A 16,640-nucleotide genomic window follows, 5' to 3' on the forward strand; every position below is an offset into this window, starting at 1 on the left:
GGGTGGATGAACTCATGGTTCTCACTAACCTTGTCAGGGAGATGGATGTCTGATGTCCGATCTCTTCAGACGCTAACTAAGTCCAGCGATGACGGCAACAGCCGCATAAAAATGTGATCTATGCCATAGCTGCGGTACTTTTTGGACATCCGATGTCAGGTGTTTGGCGGACCCGGTGATACTGGCTGTGTTGTTCACCGCCGTGAAGGGATGGGTAGATGTCGCAGGGGTCGCTCGGGATGGTCGAGGTACCGCTGTCCGTCGTGGACCGCATCAAGGAATACATCCTGCTGGGCCGGCTCGCCCCTGGCGATCCCATGCCCACCGAGAAGGAGTTGAGCGAACAGCTTGGCGTGAGCCGATCCGGCGTCCGTGAGGCCATGAAAACGCTCTCGGCACTCGACATCGTCGAAGTCCGCCATGGATACGGGACCTACGTCGGACGAATGCGGCTGACCGCGATGGTCCAGTCACTGGCCTTCCGCGGAATGCTCAACGCAAATGCCGACCAACACGTCCTCGCCGATCTCATCGACGTGCGCGAGCTCATCGAAACGAGTCTCGCCGCGACGATCGTTACAGGGCTGAGCCCGCAAGCCGCCCTCACGTTGCGGCGCCTCACCCTCACGATGCGAGAGAAGGCGGAGCTAGGTCAGGAGTTTCGCGCTGAGGACCGCGAGTTCCACCTGCTACTCGTGCAAACCACCGGCAACGCTCTCGCGGTCGAACTCACCGGCGCATTCTGGGATGTGCATGCCATCGCCTACGGCTCACTCGGACCAGTACCAGACCTCCATGACACGGCCCAGGATCACACCGCAATTCTGGACGCGATCGAGCAGGGCGACCCGGATCTCTTCCGCCACGCCATCCGCGAGCACTACGCACCCATTCGCGCCCGCATGGTCCAGCAACGTCCCACCCTTGACGCCTCAACTCCCGAAGAGTGAACCACCCCCGAGTTTTCATGCGGTTGCCTGAGAACCCGCTTGACTGGTATCGAGGGAACCGCGTGGGGTGAGGTAACCTTGTTAGCGGTACTACATACCCGACGGTGACGGTTTTCGACGGGGAACAAGGGAGCGGCAGCGTGGATCTCGGCCTGTGGGGTTATCTCACGATACTTGCTGGCGTAATGGGATTGACGTTCGCCGCATGCGTATTCGTGTACCTGAGACGGATGGAAAATCGAAAGCCCGCGGCGTTGGGCGAACAAGTGGGCGCCCACAAGGCGATTCTCGCGAAATTACGCAAGCGCGAACCGATGTCGCAAGATGAATTCGACTATGCGACCGAGCTGGTTTCCGACGCTCGATCGCCGCTCGCGTACGCGATACCCGCCACCCTTTTCAGCATGGGATTCTTCTACGTGGTCGGCTGCCTCTTCGAACTACACGAATATGGCGGCAATCCCTCCTTCCGGACGTTTGTCGGAGGGATCCCCATGTTGACCTCCATGAACATCGCTGCTCAGCTACGCAGGGTGGCCCGGTTGAAGAAGAGTCTGCAGCAAGTTTCCGTGACGGAGCCCGAGTCGTCGGATGAGCTCGCCACGGCGTAGCGCCGTCACGGCCGGTTGCGTGGCTCCGTTTCAGAGGTGACCGCCGGGTCCCCGTCCTCCCACAGAAGCAGTTGACGAACCGCTGCACGTGATCCGTAGGGCTGAAGCATCTGGCTGGCGGGGCGGGGGCGCACCCGCAGCGGCCACCAGAACCAGCGCCCGAGAACCGCTGCGATGGACGGTGTCATGAATGACCGCACGATGAGCGTGTCGAACAGCAACCCGAGCGCGATCGTCGTCCCGATCTGACCGAGAATCCGCAAATCGGCGAACACGAAGGACGCCATGGTGGCCGCGAATACCAGGCCGGCCGCCGTCACCACCGACCCGGAGCCAGCCATCGCGCGGATGATGCCGGTGTTCACGCCGGCATGGATCTCCTCCTTGAATCGGGAGATCAGCAGCAGGTTGTAGTCCGACCCCACGGCCAACAGCAGGATGACGGCCAGCGCCAGCACGATCCAGTACAAGTCGATGCCAAGGAGGTCCTGCCAGATCAGCACCGAGAGCCCGAAAGAGGCGCCCAGCGACAGCGCCACGGTGCCCACGATGACGAGCGCGGCGACGATGCTGCGCGTGATGAACATCATGACGAGCAAAATCAGGCTCAGCGCGGCGATGCCCGCGATCAGCAGGTCGTACTTGGCGCCGTCCTGGATGTCCTTGTAGGTGGCGGCCGTACCGGCGAGATAGATCTTGGATCCCGCCAACGGCGTGCCCTTGACGGCCTCCTGCGCTGCGTGCCTGATGGTGTCGATGTGAGAAATGCCTTCTGGCGTAGCGGGATCGCCCTCATGGGTGATGATCATCTGCGCGGCCTTGCCATCCGGTGAGAGGAACAGCTTCAGACCGCGGGCGAACTCGGGGTTGGTGAACGCCTCCGGCGGTAGGTAGAAGGAGTCATCGGTCTTCGACGCGTCGTAGGCCTGGCCAAGGGCCGTGGAGTTCTGCAGTGCCGCCGCTGATTGGTCGTTGATCCCCGAGTTGGTGGCGTAGTTCGTCATCGTCAGGTCGCGGTTGGTCTGCTGATTCGCGATCTGTGGCGGGATCAGCGACAGAAGCTTCGGCTGGAGTTGGTCCAACTTGGCGATGCTCCCCGCGACGTCGCCCAGCTGGTCGGTCAGCGCGTCGATACCGTCGAGCGCATCGAAGACCGACCGCAGCGCGGCGCAGGACGGGATGTCGAAACAGTGTGGCTCCCAATAGAAATAGCTGCGCAGGGGCCGGAAGAAGTCGTCGAAGTTGGCGATCTTGTCGCGAAGGTCCTGAGCCGTCGCGACCGTCTGCGCGAACGCCTTGGCCTGCTCGTCGGTGATCTCACCGGACTGTTGTTGCAGCGCGTACTGCTGCCGCAACACCTTGACCGTGTCGTCGATGACGCCGACCTGCTTGAGCAGATCCGCGGAGCGCGCCTGCTGAAAGGGCAGGTTGTTGATCTGCCCCGAGTTCCCCGCACTGATCTGGAACGGGATCGACGTGTGATCCAGGGGAGTGCCCAGCGGCCGTGTGATCGACTGAACCTGGGCGATTCCGTCGGTGTGGAAGACCGCCTTGGCGACCCGCTCGAGCAGAATCATGTCGCTGGGATCGCGCAGATCGTGGTCGGCTTCGATCATCAGCAACTCGGGATTGAGCCGGGCCTGGGAGAAGTGGCGCTCGGCCGCCGCGTAGCCGACATTGGCGGGAGCAGTGGCAGGCATGTACGGGCGGGCGTCGTAGCTCGTCTTGTAACCGGGCAGCGCCAGCAGCCCGATGAGGGCGATGCCGACGGTCGTGATGAGGATCGGCACCGGCCAGCGCACGATGGCCGTCCCGATGCGCCGCCAGCCCTGGGTGCTCATCGGACGGGCGGGTTCGAACAGACCGAAGTGGCGGCCGATGCTCAACAAGGCCGGCGCGAGGCTCAGCGCGGCCACCACCGCGACGAGTACGCCAGTCGCAGCAGGAATGCCCAGACTGTTGAAATACGGAAGCCGCGTGAAGGTCAGGCAGAACACCGCGCCGGCAATCGTCAGGCCCGACCCCAAGATGATGTGCGCGGTGCCGCGGTACGTCGTCTCGAAGGCGGCTACCCGATCCTGCCCGACGTGGCGCGCCTCGTGGAAGCGGCCAAGGATGAAGATCGCGTAATCCGTTCCGGCCGCGATCACCAGCAACGTCAGCAGATTGGTCGAGTACGTCGACAGCTCGATGATGCCGGCGTTCGCCAGCACGGCGACGACGCCGCGGGACGCAGTCAACTCGATCATCACCGTGAAGATCACGAGAAACACCGTGGTGAGGCGGCGGTAGAGGGAAAACAGCATCAACGCGATCACCCCGAGGGTGATCAGGGTGGTCTTCAGGGTGCCTTGCCTGCCCACCTCGAACTGATCGGTGACCAGGGGCGCGGCGCCGGTGACATAGGCCTTCACGCCTGGCGGCGGTGTCGACTGGTTGACGATGTCTCGGATGGAGTCGACGGACTCGTTGGACAGCGACTCGCCCTGGTTGCCGGCAAGATTCACCTGCAGCAGGGCCGCCTTGCCGTCGTTGCTCTGCGAGCCGGCCGCCGTCAGCGGGTCTCCCCAGAAATTCTGCACGTGCTGAACGTGCTTCGTGTCCTGGAGGAGCTTCTGCACCAAGTCGTCGTAGTAGTGGTGCGCATCGGCACCGAGCGGCTGATCGCCCTCCAAGACGATCATCGCCGCGCTGTCGGAGTCGTACTGCTGGAATACCGTGCCGATGCGTTTACTGGCCTGCAGCGACGGCGCATCCTGAGGGCTCAGCGACACGTTGTGCGCTTCGGCGACCGTCTCCAACTGGGGCACGAAGACGTTGGTGACCACTGCCAGGCCCAGCCAGAACAGCACGATCAGCGCCGAGAACCGCCGGAGCGCGGGCGCGACTCGGTCCGCCAACGACGGGCCTTCGGCTTGGTGAGTATTCGTGCTCATCCCGACTTGTCCAGGCAGTAGATGTAGGCGTTCAGGGTGTTGGCCGTTCTCTCGTCCTTGACCACGTCGTCGATCTTGATTCGGCAGCCGAGCGAGTCGCCGTCGCCCTGGGCCTGGACGTTGACGAAGACGGCGGGCTGCGTGGTGGTGGTGTCATAGGCCCACGGCAGCGTGGCGTCCTCGACTTTCTGCGGTTGAGCGTTGACGTCCAGGTAGGTGATGGTGGCAGTCGTTCCCGGCGGACCGAAGACCTCCATCACCACGTGCTTAGGGTTGAACGGGACGATCTCGTTGGCCCCGCCGCCCGGGGTCGAGGTGACGTCCTGGGAGGCGAAGATGCCGTTCAGGCGGTACACCGCCAACGCCGCGATCGCGACGACGACGACCGCGACCACCAACATCCAGCGTCGGCTCAATCCCCGTCGGATCGAAAACCGCGGCATCCGTGACCCTTTCGACGAGCGCCGACATGCGGGCGGTAGGAGATCTGCTCGACCGATGGTCCTTAGATCAACTAGGTTGACAGTACGATACGGGACCGGACACCACAATAAATGCCTTGGGCGTCGTGTCGGGTGAGACTCGCGATGATCACGCCGTAGGTGGCCGGTGGCCTGGACCGGATTCCCAAGGTGACCCGATCAGAGGCTGATGTAGACCGACTTGGTGTTGAAGTAGGCCTCGAGGCCCTTCTTGCCTCGCTCGCCGCCCCAGCCCGACTGCTTGTGGCCGCAGATGGGCATCGAGGGGTCCGCTGCGAGTGCGGAGTTCACCCAGATCTGGCCGCCGCGGAGTTCGTTCACGACGCGATGGGCCCGACTGAGGTTCTCGGTCCAGATGGCGCCGGCAAGGCCGTACTCCGTGTCGTTCGCGGCGGCGATCGCCTCGTCTTCTTCGTCGAACGGGATCACGCAGCCGACCGGTCCGAAGATCTCCTCGCGGATGAGCCGCATGTCGGGCGTGGTGTTGGTGACGATCGTCGCCTCGTAGAAGTAGCCGCGGCGGTCCATCGGCTTGCCTCCGGTCACCACTTGCGCGCCGCCGGCCACGCCGTCCTTGACGATGCCCTCTACGCGTGTGCGCTGCTTCTCACTGATGAGTGGGCCGAGGACGGAGTTGGCGTCATCGTTGCCACCCATCGGGAGCATCTGGGCGAAGGCGACGAGGCCCTCGACGACCTGGTCGTAGATGCCGCGCTGGACGTAGATGCGCGAGGTACACGAGCAGTTCTGCCCCGAGCCGGCGAGCAGGCCCATACCCGCTCCCATGATCGCCTTGTCGAGGTTGGCGTCGTCGAACATGATCAGCGGTGACTTGCCGCCGAGTTCGAGCGTGAGGCGCTTGAGGTTGCCTGCGGCCGCCTTGACGATCAGCCGGCCGACCTCCGTCGACCCGGTGAATGCGATCTTGTCGACGTCTGGGTGTGCGGCCAGTGCGGCGCCGGTGGTCTCGCCGTAGCCGGTGATGACGTTCACGACGCCGTCGGGCACACCCGCCTCGCGGAAGATCTCCTCCAGCTTCAGCGCGGTGAGCGGTGTCTCCTCGGCAGGCTTGAGGACGATGCTGCAGCCCGCCGCAAGCGCTGGCGCGACCTTGAGCATCGCGACGAAGAAGGGCCCGTTCCACGGAATGATGAGGCCGACGACCCCGACCGGCTCGAGCTGGGTGTAGGTGTGGAAGGTCTCGAAGTGGCCGAGCAGGCCGTCGGACACCAGGGGGGCCGATTCGCCGTGGATCTTGCCGACCCAGCCGGCGTAGTAGATCAACATGTCGAGCGACACCTTGATGATCTGATGCGCGCCCATGGCGGTCATGCCGTTGTTGCGGGACTCGAGCTCGGCGAGTTCGTCGCTACGTTCCCTGATGATGTCCGCGGCGCGGAAGAGCACCTCGGCGCGGTGCGCGGCCGGCAGCTTGCGCCACGCGCCCGACTCGAACGTCTCGCGTGCTCGGGCCACCGCCGCATCGACGGTCGCCTGGTCGGAATCGACGACCTCCGCGATCTGCTCCTCGGTGGACGGGTTGAAGACCGGAATGGTCCCCGAGCTGGGGCTTTCGACCGCACGATCGACGTCGATGGTGTTACTCAAGGTCCTTCATCCTTTCGCGAGCCGCTCCGAGACGGAGAAGCACCGTCGTTGGTGCGTGTGAGGTTACGCGCGTAAGTAGAACGCGTCCAGTAGGTCTTGACAGCCGGAACCCCGTCGCCCACCCCGCCTCGTGAACGCATTGTTCGAGAAATCGTTGACATGATTGGCGCCAATCCATAGCGTGGCTCGCGTCACATGGATCGAGACTAGTAAGGAGCGCCATATGCCGAAGGTCGCCGTGATCGGACTCGGTGAGGCCGGAGCGCTCTATGCGCGTGGCCTCCGCGATGCGGGCTACGAGGTCTCCGGTTACGACCCCTTCACGCGACTCGACGAAGACGGCATCAGCCAGTTCGACGAGCTCGCCGACACGCTCGCAGGCGTCGACTTCGCGATCACCCTCGTCGGAGCCAGTGCGGCGGAGGCGGTCACCGGTGACGTGCTCGCCGATCTCGCCCCCGGTGCCCTGCTGGCTGACTTCAATACCGGTGGGCCGGAGCTGAAGGCAAGGCTGGGCGCTGCGGCAAGGGCGCGTGGTGTCCGCTTCGTCGACGTCGCGGTGCTGGCACCCGTGCCGCGCGCAGGCGTACGCACGCGACTCATGGTGAGCGGCGCCGATGCCGACGACTTCGCGGATCTGTTCGCCAGCACCGGCGCAGCCGTCGACTCCATCGGCGGCCAGCCTGGAGAAGCCGCGGCGCGCAAGCTCATTCGCAGCGTCTTCATGAAGGGGCTCGCCGCGGTCGTACTCGAGAGCGTCGGCGCCGCCGACGCCGCGGGCTGCGGTCCGTGGCTTCGCGAACAGATCGTTGGCGAGTTCACCGGCGACGTCGAGGCCCTGCTCGACCGGCTGATCGACGGTTCCCGCGCCCACGCCGGCCGTCGCGTCCACGAGGTGGCCGACGCCCGCGACTACCTGCAGAGCATCGACCAGCCGACGTGGGTCACCGACGCCGCCCACACCTGGCTGAGCAGTCTTCAGCGCGCACACGCCTAACGAGAGGAAAGCCCTGACATGCAACCCAAACGACTACTCGTGGTCGGCGCACATAGCGCGGACTTCGTCTGGCGCTCCGCCGGCGCCATCGCCAAACACACCGCGGCGGGTGGTGAAGCCGTGGTGATCGCCCTGTCATACGGCGAGCGCGGTGAGTCCGGCGAGCTGTGGAAGGAGCCCGGCCAAACGGTGGAGAACGTCAAACGCCACCGCCACGCCGAGGCGACCGAGGCGGCCAAGGCTGTCGGCGCCAGCTTCGAATGCTTTGACCTGGGCGACTATCCGCTCGAGGTCGGACCGGCGGCGATCGACCGGCTCGCCGAGTTGATGCGTGACTTCGCGCCGCACGTCGTGCTCACCCATCCCGACAAGGATCCCTTCAACCCCGACCATCCCGTGGCGGGAGTGGCGGTTCAGAAGGCGCGGCTGCTCACTGCGGGAGCGGTCGTGGAGGCGGGGTTCCGCACGGCGCCGCCGAGTGAGTTCCTGGTCTTCGAGCCGCACCAGCCCGAACTGTGTGGGTTCATGCCGACGGTGTTCGTCGACATCACCGAGGTCTTCGAGCAGAAGCGCACGGCGATGGCAGCGATGCAGGCGCAGTCCTATCTGCAGCAGTACTACGCCGAACGCGCCGAGCATCGTGGCAACCATGCCCGGAAGGTGACCGGCCGCAAGGAAATCCGACAGGCCGAGGCCTTCCAGCGGCTGGTGCCCAACGTGGTGGAGGCGCTGTGACCGAGGTTGCGATTGCCCCTGACGTGGTGGCCGAGTTGCGCAGGCTCGGCACGGCGACGGTGTACGAAGCGCGGGGACGGCAGGGCCTTGTCGACGCCGAGTTCATTCAGCTGGACCCGGGTAGCCGCGCCGCCGGACCCGCCCGCACCGTGAGGTGCGCGCAGAACGACAACCGGGGCGTGCACGAATTGGTGGCTCGCATCCAGCCCGGTGAGGTCGCCGTGCTCACGATGCCCGAACCAGCGGCGGTCGCGCTCATCGGCGACCTTCTGGTCACCCAGCTCCAGGAGCGCGGCGCAGCGGCCATCCTCGTGGATGCCAGCGTGCGCGACGTCGACGACCTGCGCGCCATGGGCGTACCGATCTGGACGCGCTGGATCCGTATTCGCGGCGCTACCAAGGACGTTCGCGGCGAAGTCGACGCGAACGTGGAGATCGGCGGCGCGACCATCCGGACCGGCGACATCGTGCTGCTCGACAGTGACGGGGTTGCCGTCGTCCCGGCCGATGACGCCGAACATGCCGTCGACCTGGCCCGTGCCCGCGAGGCCAAGGAGGCCGCCTCGCGCGCCAAGTACCTCGCCGGCCACATCTCCTATGACCTCTACGGGTTCCGAGCCGAGGACGAAGGGAACGGCTGACATGGACATCAACGTGCAAGGCCTGACGCTTCGTTACGGCGACACTGCGGCCGTCCAAGACCTCGACCTCACGGTCGGTGACGGTGAATCGCTGGTGCTGCTTGGGCAATCGGGCTGCGGCAAGACCAGCACGATGCGATGCATCGCCGGACTCGAACGGCCAAGCACCGGCCGAATCACCGTGGGGGACAGGGTGCTGTTCGACAGTGACCACGGCACCGACTGCCCGCCGCACAAGCGCAACATCGGCATGGTGTTCCAGTCTTACGCGATCTGGCCCCACATGACGGTGTTCGACAACGTGGCCTTCCCGCTGACGATGCAGCGGGTGAACAAGAGCGAGATCAAGCGCCGAGTCGCCGAGACCCTGGAGCTCGTCGGCTTGGAGGGCTTTGCCGACCGCGGCGCCAGCCTGCTCTCCGGTGGTCAGATGCAGCGCGTGGCCCTGGCCCGCAGCGTAGTGATGCGACCGTCGGTGATGCTGCTCGACGAGCCGCTGTCCAACCTCGACGCACGGCTGCGCCACCGCCTTCGCGGCGACTTGAGAGAGCTGCAGGTGCGCCTCGGCCTCACCTCGGTCTACGTCACGCACGACCAAGAGGAGGCGCTGGCGCTGGCCGACCGGATCGCGATGATGCAGCACGGCCGCATCGTCCAGATCGGCGGCCCCAACGAGATTTACGCCAAACCGCTCAGCGCCTCGATCGCCGACTTCCTCGGCGTTGGCAACATCATCGCCGTCGACGCCATCGATGCCACGGGCGTGCGCATCACCGGCACCGACGTCACCCTCAACGTCGAGCCGTTCAGCACCGGGCCGGACCTCAAGGCCTGCATCCGAGGAGAGGACATCGTCGTCGGGGACGACGTTGCCGCGCACATGAACACCCTCGAGGGCCGGCTTCTCGCCAAGGAGTTCCTCGGGGCCAGCGCGACCTATCGGCTGGCGCTGAACGGGGGCGCCGAGATCGAGGTCATCGGTAGCAAGCACCGCCAACTCCACGCCGCGGTAGGCGATTCCGTGCGAGTCGGCATCCCCGTCGATGCCGTTCAGGTGTTGCCGCACGACGTCTCGTCACCCGCCATCCGCGAGGAAGCAGCGGCCTGATGGCAACGCCGACACTGGAAGCCCGCCGCACCTCGAACTCCTCGCATGGCGGCGTGCACACCGGGCGCGCGGCGAGCAGGGTGCGGCGGTCCCTGCTACCCGTCGTGCTCTACGCCACGCTCGCGATCCTCATCGTGATGCCGGTGGCCCTGGTGCTGATCTCGGCCTTCACCTCGACGACCCCGCGTCCCGGCAACATCGATCTGTCCAGCTTCACGTTCGACAACCTCGGGGCGGTCGTCGGCCCCGGTGCGCGGCAGGCGGCGCTCAACTCACTGTTCGTCGGCATCGGCTCGTCGGTACTGGCCCTGGCCATCGGCGGATCGCTTGCCTTCGTCACGGCGCGCAGCAATGTGCGGGGCAGGCGGTTTCTGTACTTCGTCGGCCTGGTCCCACTGTTCCTGCCGTCCTACGTCGGCGCCCTGGCGTGGTCGCTGCTCGGTGGCCCCAATGCCGGTCTGCTGAACGTGTTGGCGCGCGATCTGGGTCTGCCGGCCGTGGTGAACATCTTCAACATCGGCGGTCTGATCTTCGTACTCGCCATCTATTACGCGCCATACGCCTTCCTGCTCATCCATTCGGCGTTCAGCCTGATGAATCCCGATCTCGAGGAATCGGCCCGCACCCACGGGGCCAATCCCGCCACCGTGCTCCGCAAGGTGACCATCCCGCTGGCGACGCCGGCGATCCTCGGCGCAGGGATCCTGATCTTCGTCCTCACCGTCGAGAACTTCCCCGTCGCCCAAATCGCCAGCGGCGGAAAGCTCGACACCCTGCCCACCTACATCTTCCGGCTGATGAACGCCGCGCCTGCCCGAGGCAACGAAGCCGCCGCCGTGGCCATCACCCTGGTGGTGATCGTCCTTGCGGTCACCGCGGTCCAGCGGCGCATCGTGTCCCGCCGCTCGTACACCACGGTCTCGGGCAAGGGCCTCAAGCTCGGCAAGTTCGACCTCGGCTGGCTGCGGACGCCGGCACTCCTGCTCGGGGTGGGCTACTTCGTTCTCTCGACGGTGTTGCCACTGCTTGCCCTGCTGTTCGTCACGCTGCACGAGTCGCCGTACGTGAACTCGATCCTCGGCGCGTTCAGCGGAGGCCGGATGAACGGCGACGCCTTCGTGAAGGCCATCGAGAGCGACGTGGTGTTGCGCGCCACGGTCAACTCGGTGATCGTGGCGATCGCTGCGGCCGTCGTCGGCACCCTGCTCGCCTTCGTCGTCTCCTACGTCGTCAACCGCACGAAACTGCCAGGCCGGGAAGGGCTCGGCTATCTCAGCATGGTGCCGCTCGCGGTGCCCGCCATCGTGCTCGGCCTCGGCCTGCTGTGGACGTGGCTGATGCTGCCGGTGCCGATCTACGGAACCCTGCTGGTGATGGTCGTCGCCTTCATCGCCGCGCAGATGCCGCAGGGCTACCAGGGGGCGTCCTCGTCGATCCTGCAGATCCACCACGAACTGGAGGACAGCGCCGTCATGCACGGCGCGAGCCGGCCACGCGCGGTCTGGAAGATCACCGCCCCGTTGCTGCGCGTCCCGCTGACTTCCACGTTCCTGCTACTGCTCATGCTGTCCATGCGTGAGCTGACCGTGCCGCTGTTCCTGTTCACCACCGACACCCGGCTGCTGTCGATCGTCATCTTCGACGACTTCGAAAACGGTGTCCTGCAACGCTGTGCGGCGACGAGCCTGCTCTACTGCGTCGTCATCTTCGTGCTCGCGTACCTGGCGAGGCGTTTCGGCGCCGACCCGAAGAACACCCACTGACCCACACCAACGAAGGAGAGGGATCATGTCCGCCAGAATCACGAGACTCGCCGTCGCAAGCGCCGCAGCACTCGCGCTCGTCCTCACCGGCTGCTCGAGCGGCAGCAGCAGCGGCGGCGGTACCGCCCAGACGAACGAGAACGGCGACCTCGTCATCGACGGCGAACTGATCGCCCCCGCCGACGTGTTCAAGGCCGCCAAGGAAGAGGGCAGCCTGGTGTTCTACTCGGGCGGCAGCGAGCAGTCCGAGACCCAGGCCGCGGACGCCTTCACCAAGGCGACGGGCATCGACGTCGAGATCGTCCGTCTCGCGCCGAACCGGCTCAGCGAACGCATCCTCAGCGAGGAAGCCGCAGGCAAGCTCGGCGCCGACGTCATCCGCATCTCCGGTGAGGACCTCATCGTGGGCATCGCCGATGCGGGGGCGTTCCAACCGACGAAGATCAGCCCGGACATCGCCGGTGCGCTGAAACCCGATGCGACCTACGAAAACGGCCTGTACTTCAACAGTTACGACCGCATCTACAGCTTCGGTTACAACAATCAGGTCGTCGAGGCGGCGGACGCCCCGAAGAACTGGAAGGACCTCCTCGACCCCAAGTGGTCGGGGAAGCTGGGCGTCGTGCAGGTCGGCGCGGGCGGTTCGACGGCGGCGCTGACGCGCTTCCAGCTCGGCGTGCTCGGCGAGGACTACCTGAAGGGCTACGCGGCAAATCGGCCACGGATCTTCGACTCGTCGGCCTCCCTGACAGATTCCCTTGCGCGCGGGGAGATCTCTGCCGGACCGGTACCGGTCGCGACCGCCTACGCCTCCACCCTCGACGGGGCGCCCATCACCATCGCCGTCCCAGAGGAGGGCGTCGCTGCGTACCCGTTCTATCTGGGCCAAGCGGCCGGAAGCAAGAAGTCCAACGCGGCAACGGTTTTCGTCAACTGGCTACTGTCGGCATCGGGTCAGAAGCTGGCCGCGTCGATCGGTGACTACCCGGTGCACGAGAATATGCCCAATCCCACGATCGGGGACGTCGAGTTGCCCGCCGCAGATTCGGGCTTCCTGCACCGCGCCACCATCGACGAGTCACTGAAGAATCTGCAACCCGACGCGACGACGTGGCGTCAGATCTTCGGATACACCGGCTGACCGTGCCGCGGTATACACATCGACAGAGAGGAAGGAGCGGCGGTGGGCATCGCGGAGCAGATTCGGTCCCTCATTCTCAAGGGTGACCTGGTACCCAACCAACGGTTGGTCGAAGGCGACCTGGCCGACCAGTTCGGCGTGTCACGTGCCGCCGTGCGCAACGCACTCGGTGAGCTCGCCGTCGAGGGGCTGATCGAGAAGGAGCAGAACCGTGGCGCCCGGGTGCGGGTCATCTCCTTCGACGAGGCGATCGAAATCGCCGAGGTCCGCCGGGCGCTGGAGAGTCTGTGCGCCGGCAAGGCAGCGGCCGTCGTGAGCGACGCCGAAATAGCCGAACTCAGGGCGATCGGCGAGGCGATGAGGGACGCGGTCGCCACCGGCGACGTCGGCGGTTACTCGGCCAAGAACCGGGAACTGCATGCGCTCGTCCACACCATCAGCGGGCAGCGCACGGCGCTGTCGCTGATCGAGCGCTTGCGTGGACAGAGTGTGCGCCAACAGTTTGCGTTGGCGATGAAGCCCGGCAGGCCCAGCGTCTCGCTCGGCGAGCACCTGGCCATCATCGAGGCCATCGCGCAGCGCAACCCGCCGGCCGCCGAGCAGGCGATGAGCGCGCACCTGGACAGCGTCATCCTTGCCATGCGCGAGGTGCACGCCCAACAACCCAACCCCGCGGCATGAGCGGCTCCGGGATCGCATGCATGGTCATGCGCGGCGGCACGTCCAAGGGCGCCTACTTCCTTGCCGATGACCTTCCCCGCGACCCTGCAGAGCGCGACGAACTCCTGCTGCGGATCATGGGCTCGCCGGACCCCCGACAGATCGACGGCATCGGCGGCGCGCACCCGCTGACCAGCAAGGTGGCGGTCGTCAGCCGCAACGACGACGGTGTCGACTACCTCTTCCTGCAGGTCGGTGTGGATCAGGCGAGTGTCACCGACAAGCAGAACTGCGGCAATCTGCTCGCCGGCGTCGGCCCGTTCGCCATCGAGCGTGGTGTCGTGCCGGCGCACGACGGGCATACCGCCGTACGGATTCGGATGACGAACACCAGCGGCCGGGCGACTGCACACGTGCCGACGCCCGACGGCTCGGTGGAGTACGCAGGGGACACCCGGATCGACGGCGTGCCCGGTACGGCGGCGGCGATCGTGCTGGACTTCGAGGAGACCGCTGGTTCGAGCTGCGGCGCCCTGCTGCCCACCGGGTCGGTCCGCGACGAATTCGCCGGAGTCCCGGTGACGTGCGTGGACAACGGCATGCCGACAGTCGTCATGCGCGCAACCGATCTCGGTCTGCGCGGCGACGAGACGCCCGCCGAGCTCGAATCCGACGGGCCGCTGCGCGAGCTCCTCGAGGAGGTGCGGCTTGAGGCAGGCAAGCGGATGAACCTCGGCGACGTCCTGACGCTCACCGTGCCGAAGATGACCATCGTCTCGCCGCCCCGAAACGGCGGCGTCCTGTCGACGCAGACGTTCATTCCGCATCGCGTGCACGCGTCCATCGGTGTCCTTGGCGCCGCCAGCGTCGCGGTGGCAGCGGCGTTGCCCGGCAGCGTCGCCTCCGAGGTCGCCGTGTTACCCGGCGGCCCGCGCATGCAGATCGAGCATCCGTCGGGAGCCCTCGAGGTCGAGGTGGAACTCGACGGTGACGACGTGCGCCGCACCGCTATCGTGCGAACCGCTCGAAAGCTGTTCGACGGCTACGTTTTTCCACGGCCATGACCCCGTGACGCGCGGGCACGGTCGCCTCGCTCTTACCCTGCTGCTGGTCCACGCGGTGCTCGTTCAGATCGTGTCCTACGGTCTGCGTCCTGCCATCTCGTACGCAATTCTCGATCTGGGTCACGGCCCGGCGTGGCTGGGTGTCGCGACGGCGGCGTTCGCCGTGCCGCCATTGCTGCTGGCCGTGCCGGCCGGGCGATTGGTCGATAGGGTCGGTGAGCGGTCGAGTCTGGTGCTCGGTGCGCTGGCCTTCGTGGGTGCCGGGTTGATCGCGGCGTTCGTCGGGGCCACCCTCGTCGGGCTGCTGATCGCCACCGTGCTGCTGGGACTCGGCGTGCTGTGGTCGGTCGTCGCGGAACAGGCGTGGGTGATGCGCGACGCGCCTGCGGGGAAGCTGGACTCGACCTTCGGCCTCTACACGTTCGCGACGTCCAGTGGTCAGATGGTGGGACCCGGCCTTCTGCTCCTGCCCTCGCCGGTTCCGAACTCACCCGCGTTCGGCGCCATTTCGTGGGCGGTCCTTGGCATCTCGGCCATCGGCCTGCTGTTGTCGGTGCTCATTCCCTCGAAGGTGACCACCGCCAAGGACACGGCGGATTCCGCGAAGCGGATGTGGCCGGCGGCGTCGCGGCTGCTGGGCACCCCAGGCGTGGTGCCGGCGCTGATCACCAGCAGCCTGGTGCTGTCGTCGCTGGACATCGTGCTGGCCTACGCGCCGCTGCTGGCCAGGGAACGTGGACTCGCCCCGGCCTGGTTGACCGGGCTGCTCGTGACCCGGGGGATTGCCACGATGGCATCGCGGCTGACTCTGGGACGCATGACGGCCCGCTTCGGACGCCGACGCGTCCTCGTAATCGCCGGCGCCGTGGCGGCGGCGGCACTCGTGGCCCTCGTATTGCCACTGCCCGCGGTGGTGCTGTGCGCATGCATGGCCGCCTACGGACTGGCCGCCGGCACGGTCCAGCCGCTGACGATGTCGTGGATGACGCTCGTCACGCCGCGACGGGACCGAGGGATGGCGGCGTCACTTCGACTCGTCGGCAATCGCGCCGGGCAGACGGGCATCCCGCTCGGAGTCGCCGGTCTGTCCGTGGTGGGCGGTGCGGGACTCGTGTTCGCCGCCACCGGCGGGAGTCTGCTGGTTTCGGCGTGGCTTTCGCGTAGTGCGCCAGAGCATGATTCGCCCGATCGACCGCGTGAGTGAGAAGTGGGGCTGACCAGCCGCGGAGCACGTCACTCGCGCGACGGCGAGGGCAGGGGGTATGGTGACTGCCGTGAACATCGGCACGCGCTGCTATTGGCGCTTTATCTCGGCTCCGGGTGGAGCCATGGATAAGGCGCATTAGAGCCAACGCGCGACAAGCCACCCGGAGCCCAGCAGTGACCATTCGGTCGCTGCTTTCGTCATTTCAGGGCGCCGGACAAGCCGCGGGCATGCCCTGAGAACCACTCACAGGAAGCCCGAACACATCGTGACCATGACCAGCAGCGCCGTTGACGTCGAGAGCACCTCTGATCGGCGGATCGTCTCCTTTCGCCCCGTTCCGGCCCCAGAGCAGATCCGCACCGAGCTCCCTCTCACACGTTCCGGTGCCGACGCGGTGCAACGCCATCGTGACGAGATCGCCGACATCCTCGCCGGGCGCGATGACCGACTCCTGATCATCGTCGGGCCGTGTTCGGTGCACGACCCGGTCGCGGCGCTGGACTACGCGCGTCGCCTGGCCCCGCTGGCGGAGACCTACGCCGACCGCCTCAAGATCGTCATGCGGGTCTACTTCGAGAAGCCACGCACCACCGTCGGGTGGAAGGGGCTCATCAACGACCCCGGCATGGACGGCAGCTACGACGTCGAACGTGGGTTGCGCACGGCCCGCGCACTGCTGCTCGACGTCGGAGCGCTCGGCCTCGCGGTGGGCTGCGAGTTCCTCGAACCCACCAGTC

The 16,640-nt window shown here is 66.1% G+C and carries 15 protein-coding genes; 12 read left to right on the forward strand and 3 right to left on the reverse strand.

What is annotated here, in order from left to right; genetic code table 11:
* The first annotated feature begins 218 nt into the window (after positions 1-218).
* Complete coding sequence (locus ACRDUX_RS16825; RefSeq protein ID WP_526415155.1) at positions 219-950, forward strand: FadR/GntR family transcriptional regulator; 732 nt, start codon at positions 219-221, stop codon at positions 948-950.
* Positions 951-1,135: 185 nt separating this feature from the next.
* Positions 1,136-1,561, forward strand: coding sequence for a hypothetical protein (locus tag ACRDUX_RS16830; protein WP_526415168.1), 426 nt, complete (start codon positions 1,136-1,138; stop codon positions 1,559-1,561).
* Between the two features lie 5 nt (positions 1,562-1,566).
* On the opposite strand, the gene ACRDUX_RS16835 is transcribed toward ACRDUX_RS16830, so the two are convergent.
* The 3 genes from ACRDUX_RS16835 to ACRDUX_RS16845 form a co-directional block, all read right to left on the reverse strand.
* Positions 1,567-4,497 (reverse strand): MMPL/RND family transporter, encoded by a 2,931-nt coding sequence (locus ACRDUX_RS16835; protein ID WP_526415156.1) that lies wholly within the window; start codon positions 4,495-4,497, stop codon positions 1,567-1,569.
* Positions 4,494-4,940 carry an MmpS family transport accessory protein gene (locus tag ACRDUX_RS16840; protein ID WP_526415157.1) on the reverse strand — a complete coding sequence of 149 codons (447 nt, stop codon included), beginning with the start codon at positions 4,938-4,940 and terminating at the stop codon, positions 4,494-4,496. Before ACRDUX_RS16840 ends, ACRDUX_RS16835 begins: the two co-directional genes overlap by 4 nt.
* Positions 4,941-5,138: 198 nt before the next feature.
* A complete protein-coding gene (locus tag ACRDUX_RS16845; protein WP_526415158.1) occupies positions 5,139-6,587 on the reverse strand; it encodes an aldehyde dehydrogenase family protein in 1,449 nt (482 codons plus the stop codon).
* Between the two features lie 223 nt (positions 6,588-6,810).
* On the opposite strand from ACRDUX_RS16845, the gene ACRDUX_RS16850 reads away from it, so the two are divergent.
* From ACRDUX_RS16850 to ACRDUX_RS16895, 10 genes are all read left to right on the forward strand, one after another.
* Positions 6,811-7,584: an NAD(P)-binding domain-containing protein gene (locus ACRDUX_RS16850; protein ID WP_526415159.1), complete on the forward strand. Its 774-nt coding sequence runs from the start codon at positions 6,811-6,813 to the stop codon at positions 7,582-7,584.
* Between the two features lie 18 nt (positions 7,585-7,602).
* A complete protein-coding gene (locus ACRDUX_RS16855; RefSeq protein ID WP_526415160.1) occupies positions 7,603-8,319 on the forward strand; it encodes a PIG-L deacetylase family protein in 717 nt (238 codons plus the stop codon).
* The gene (locus ACRDUX_RS16860) at positions 8,316-8,960 is read left to right on the forward strand and encodes an RraA family protein (protein WP_526415161.1); all 645 of its coding nucleotides are present in this window, start codon (positions 8,316-8,318) and stop codon (positions 8,958-8,960) included. Before ACRDUX_RS16855 ends, ACRDUX_RS16860 begins: the two co-directional genes overlap by 4 nt.
* A gap of 1 nt (position 8,961) precedes the next feature.
* Positions 8,962-10,068, forward strand: coding sequence for an ABC transporter ATP-binding protein (locus tag ACRDUX_RS16865; RefSeq protein WP_526415162.1), 1,107 nt, complete (start codon positions 8,962-8,964; stop codon positions 10,066-10,068).
* On the forward strand, positions 10,068-11,831 hold the full coding sequence (locus ACRDUX_RS16870; RefSeq protein ID WP_526415163.1) for an ABC transporter permease: 1,764 nt from the start codon (positions 10,068-10,070) through the stop codon (positions 11,829-11,831). The genes ACRDUX_RS16865 and ACRDUX_RS16870 overlap by 1 nt, the downstream gene beginning before the upstream one ends.
* Before the next feature lie 25 nt (positions 11,832-11,856).
* Positions 11,857-12,972 carry an extracellular solute-binding protein gene (locus ACRDUX_RS16875; protein WP_526415164.1) on the forward strand — a complete coding sequence of 372 codons (1,116 nt, stop codon included), beginning with the start codon at positions 11,857-11,859 and terminating at the stop codon, positions 12,970-12,972.
* Between the two features lie 42 nt (positions 12,973-13,014).
* The gene (locus ACRDUX_RS16880; RefSeq protein WP_526415165.1) at positions 13,015-13,653 is read left to right on the forward strand and encodes a GntR family transcriptional regulator; all 639 of its coding nucleotides are present in this window, start codon (positions 13,015-13,017) and stop codon (positions 13,651-13,653) included.
* A complete protein-coding gene (locus ACRDUX_RS16885; protein ID WP_526415166.1) occupies positions 13,650-14,696 on the forward strand; it encodes a 4-oxalomesaconate tautomerase in 1,047 nt (348 codons plus the stop codon). Before ACRDUX_RS16880 ends, ACRDUX_RS16885 begins: the two co-directional genes overlap by 4 nt.
* 4 nt (positions 14,697-14,700) lie before the next feature.
* A complete protein-coding gene (locus ACRDUX_RS16890) occupies positions 14,701-15,900 on the forward strand; it encodes an MFS transporter (RefSeq protein ID WP_526415167.1) in 1,200 nt (399 codons plus the stop codon).
* A gap of 274 nt (positions 15,901-16,174) precedes the next feature.
* Positions 16,175-16,640: 3-deoxy-7-phosphoheptulonate synthase (locus ACRDUX_RS16895; RefSeq protein ID WP_526415169.1), on the forward strand; the 466-nt coding region annotated here is incomplete at its 3' end.

It is taken from the genome of Mycobacterium sp., assembly GCF_050701675.1.
Taxonomy (GTDB): domain Bacteria; phylum Actinomycetota; class Actinomycetes; order Mycobacteriales; family Mycobacteriaceae; genus Mycobacterium.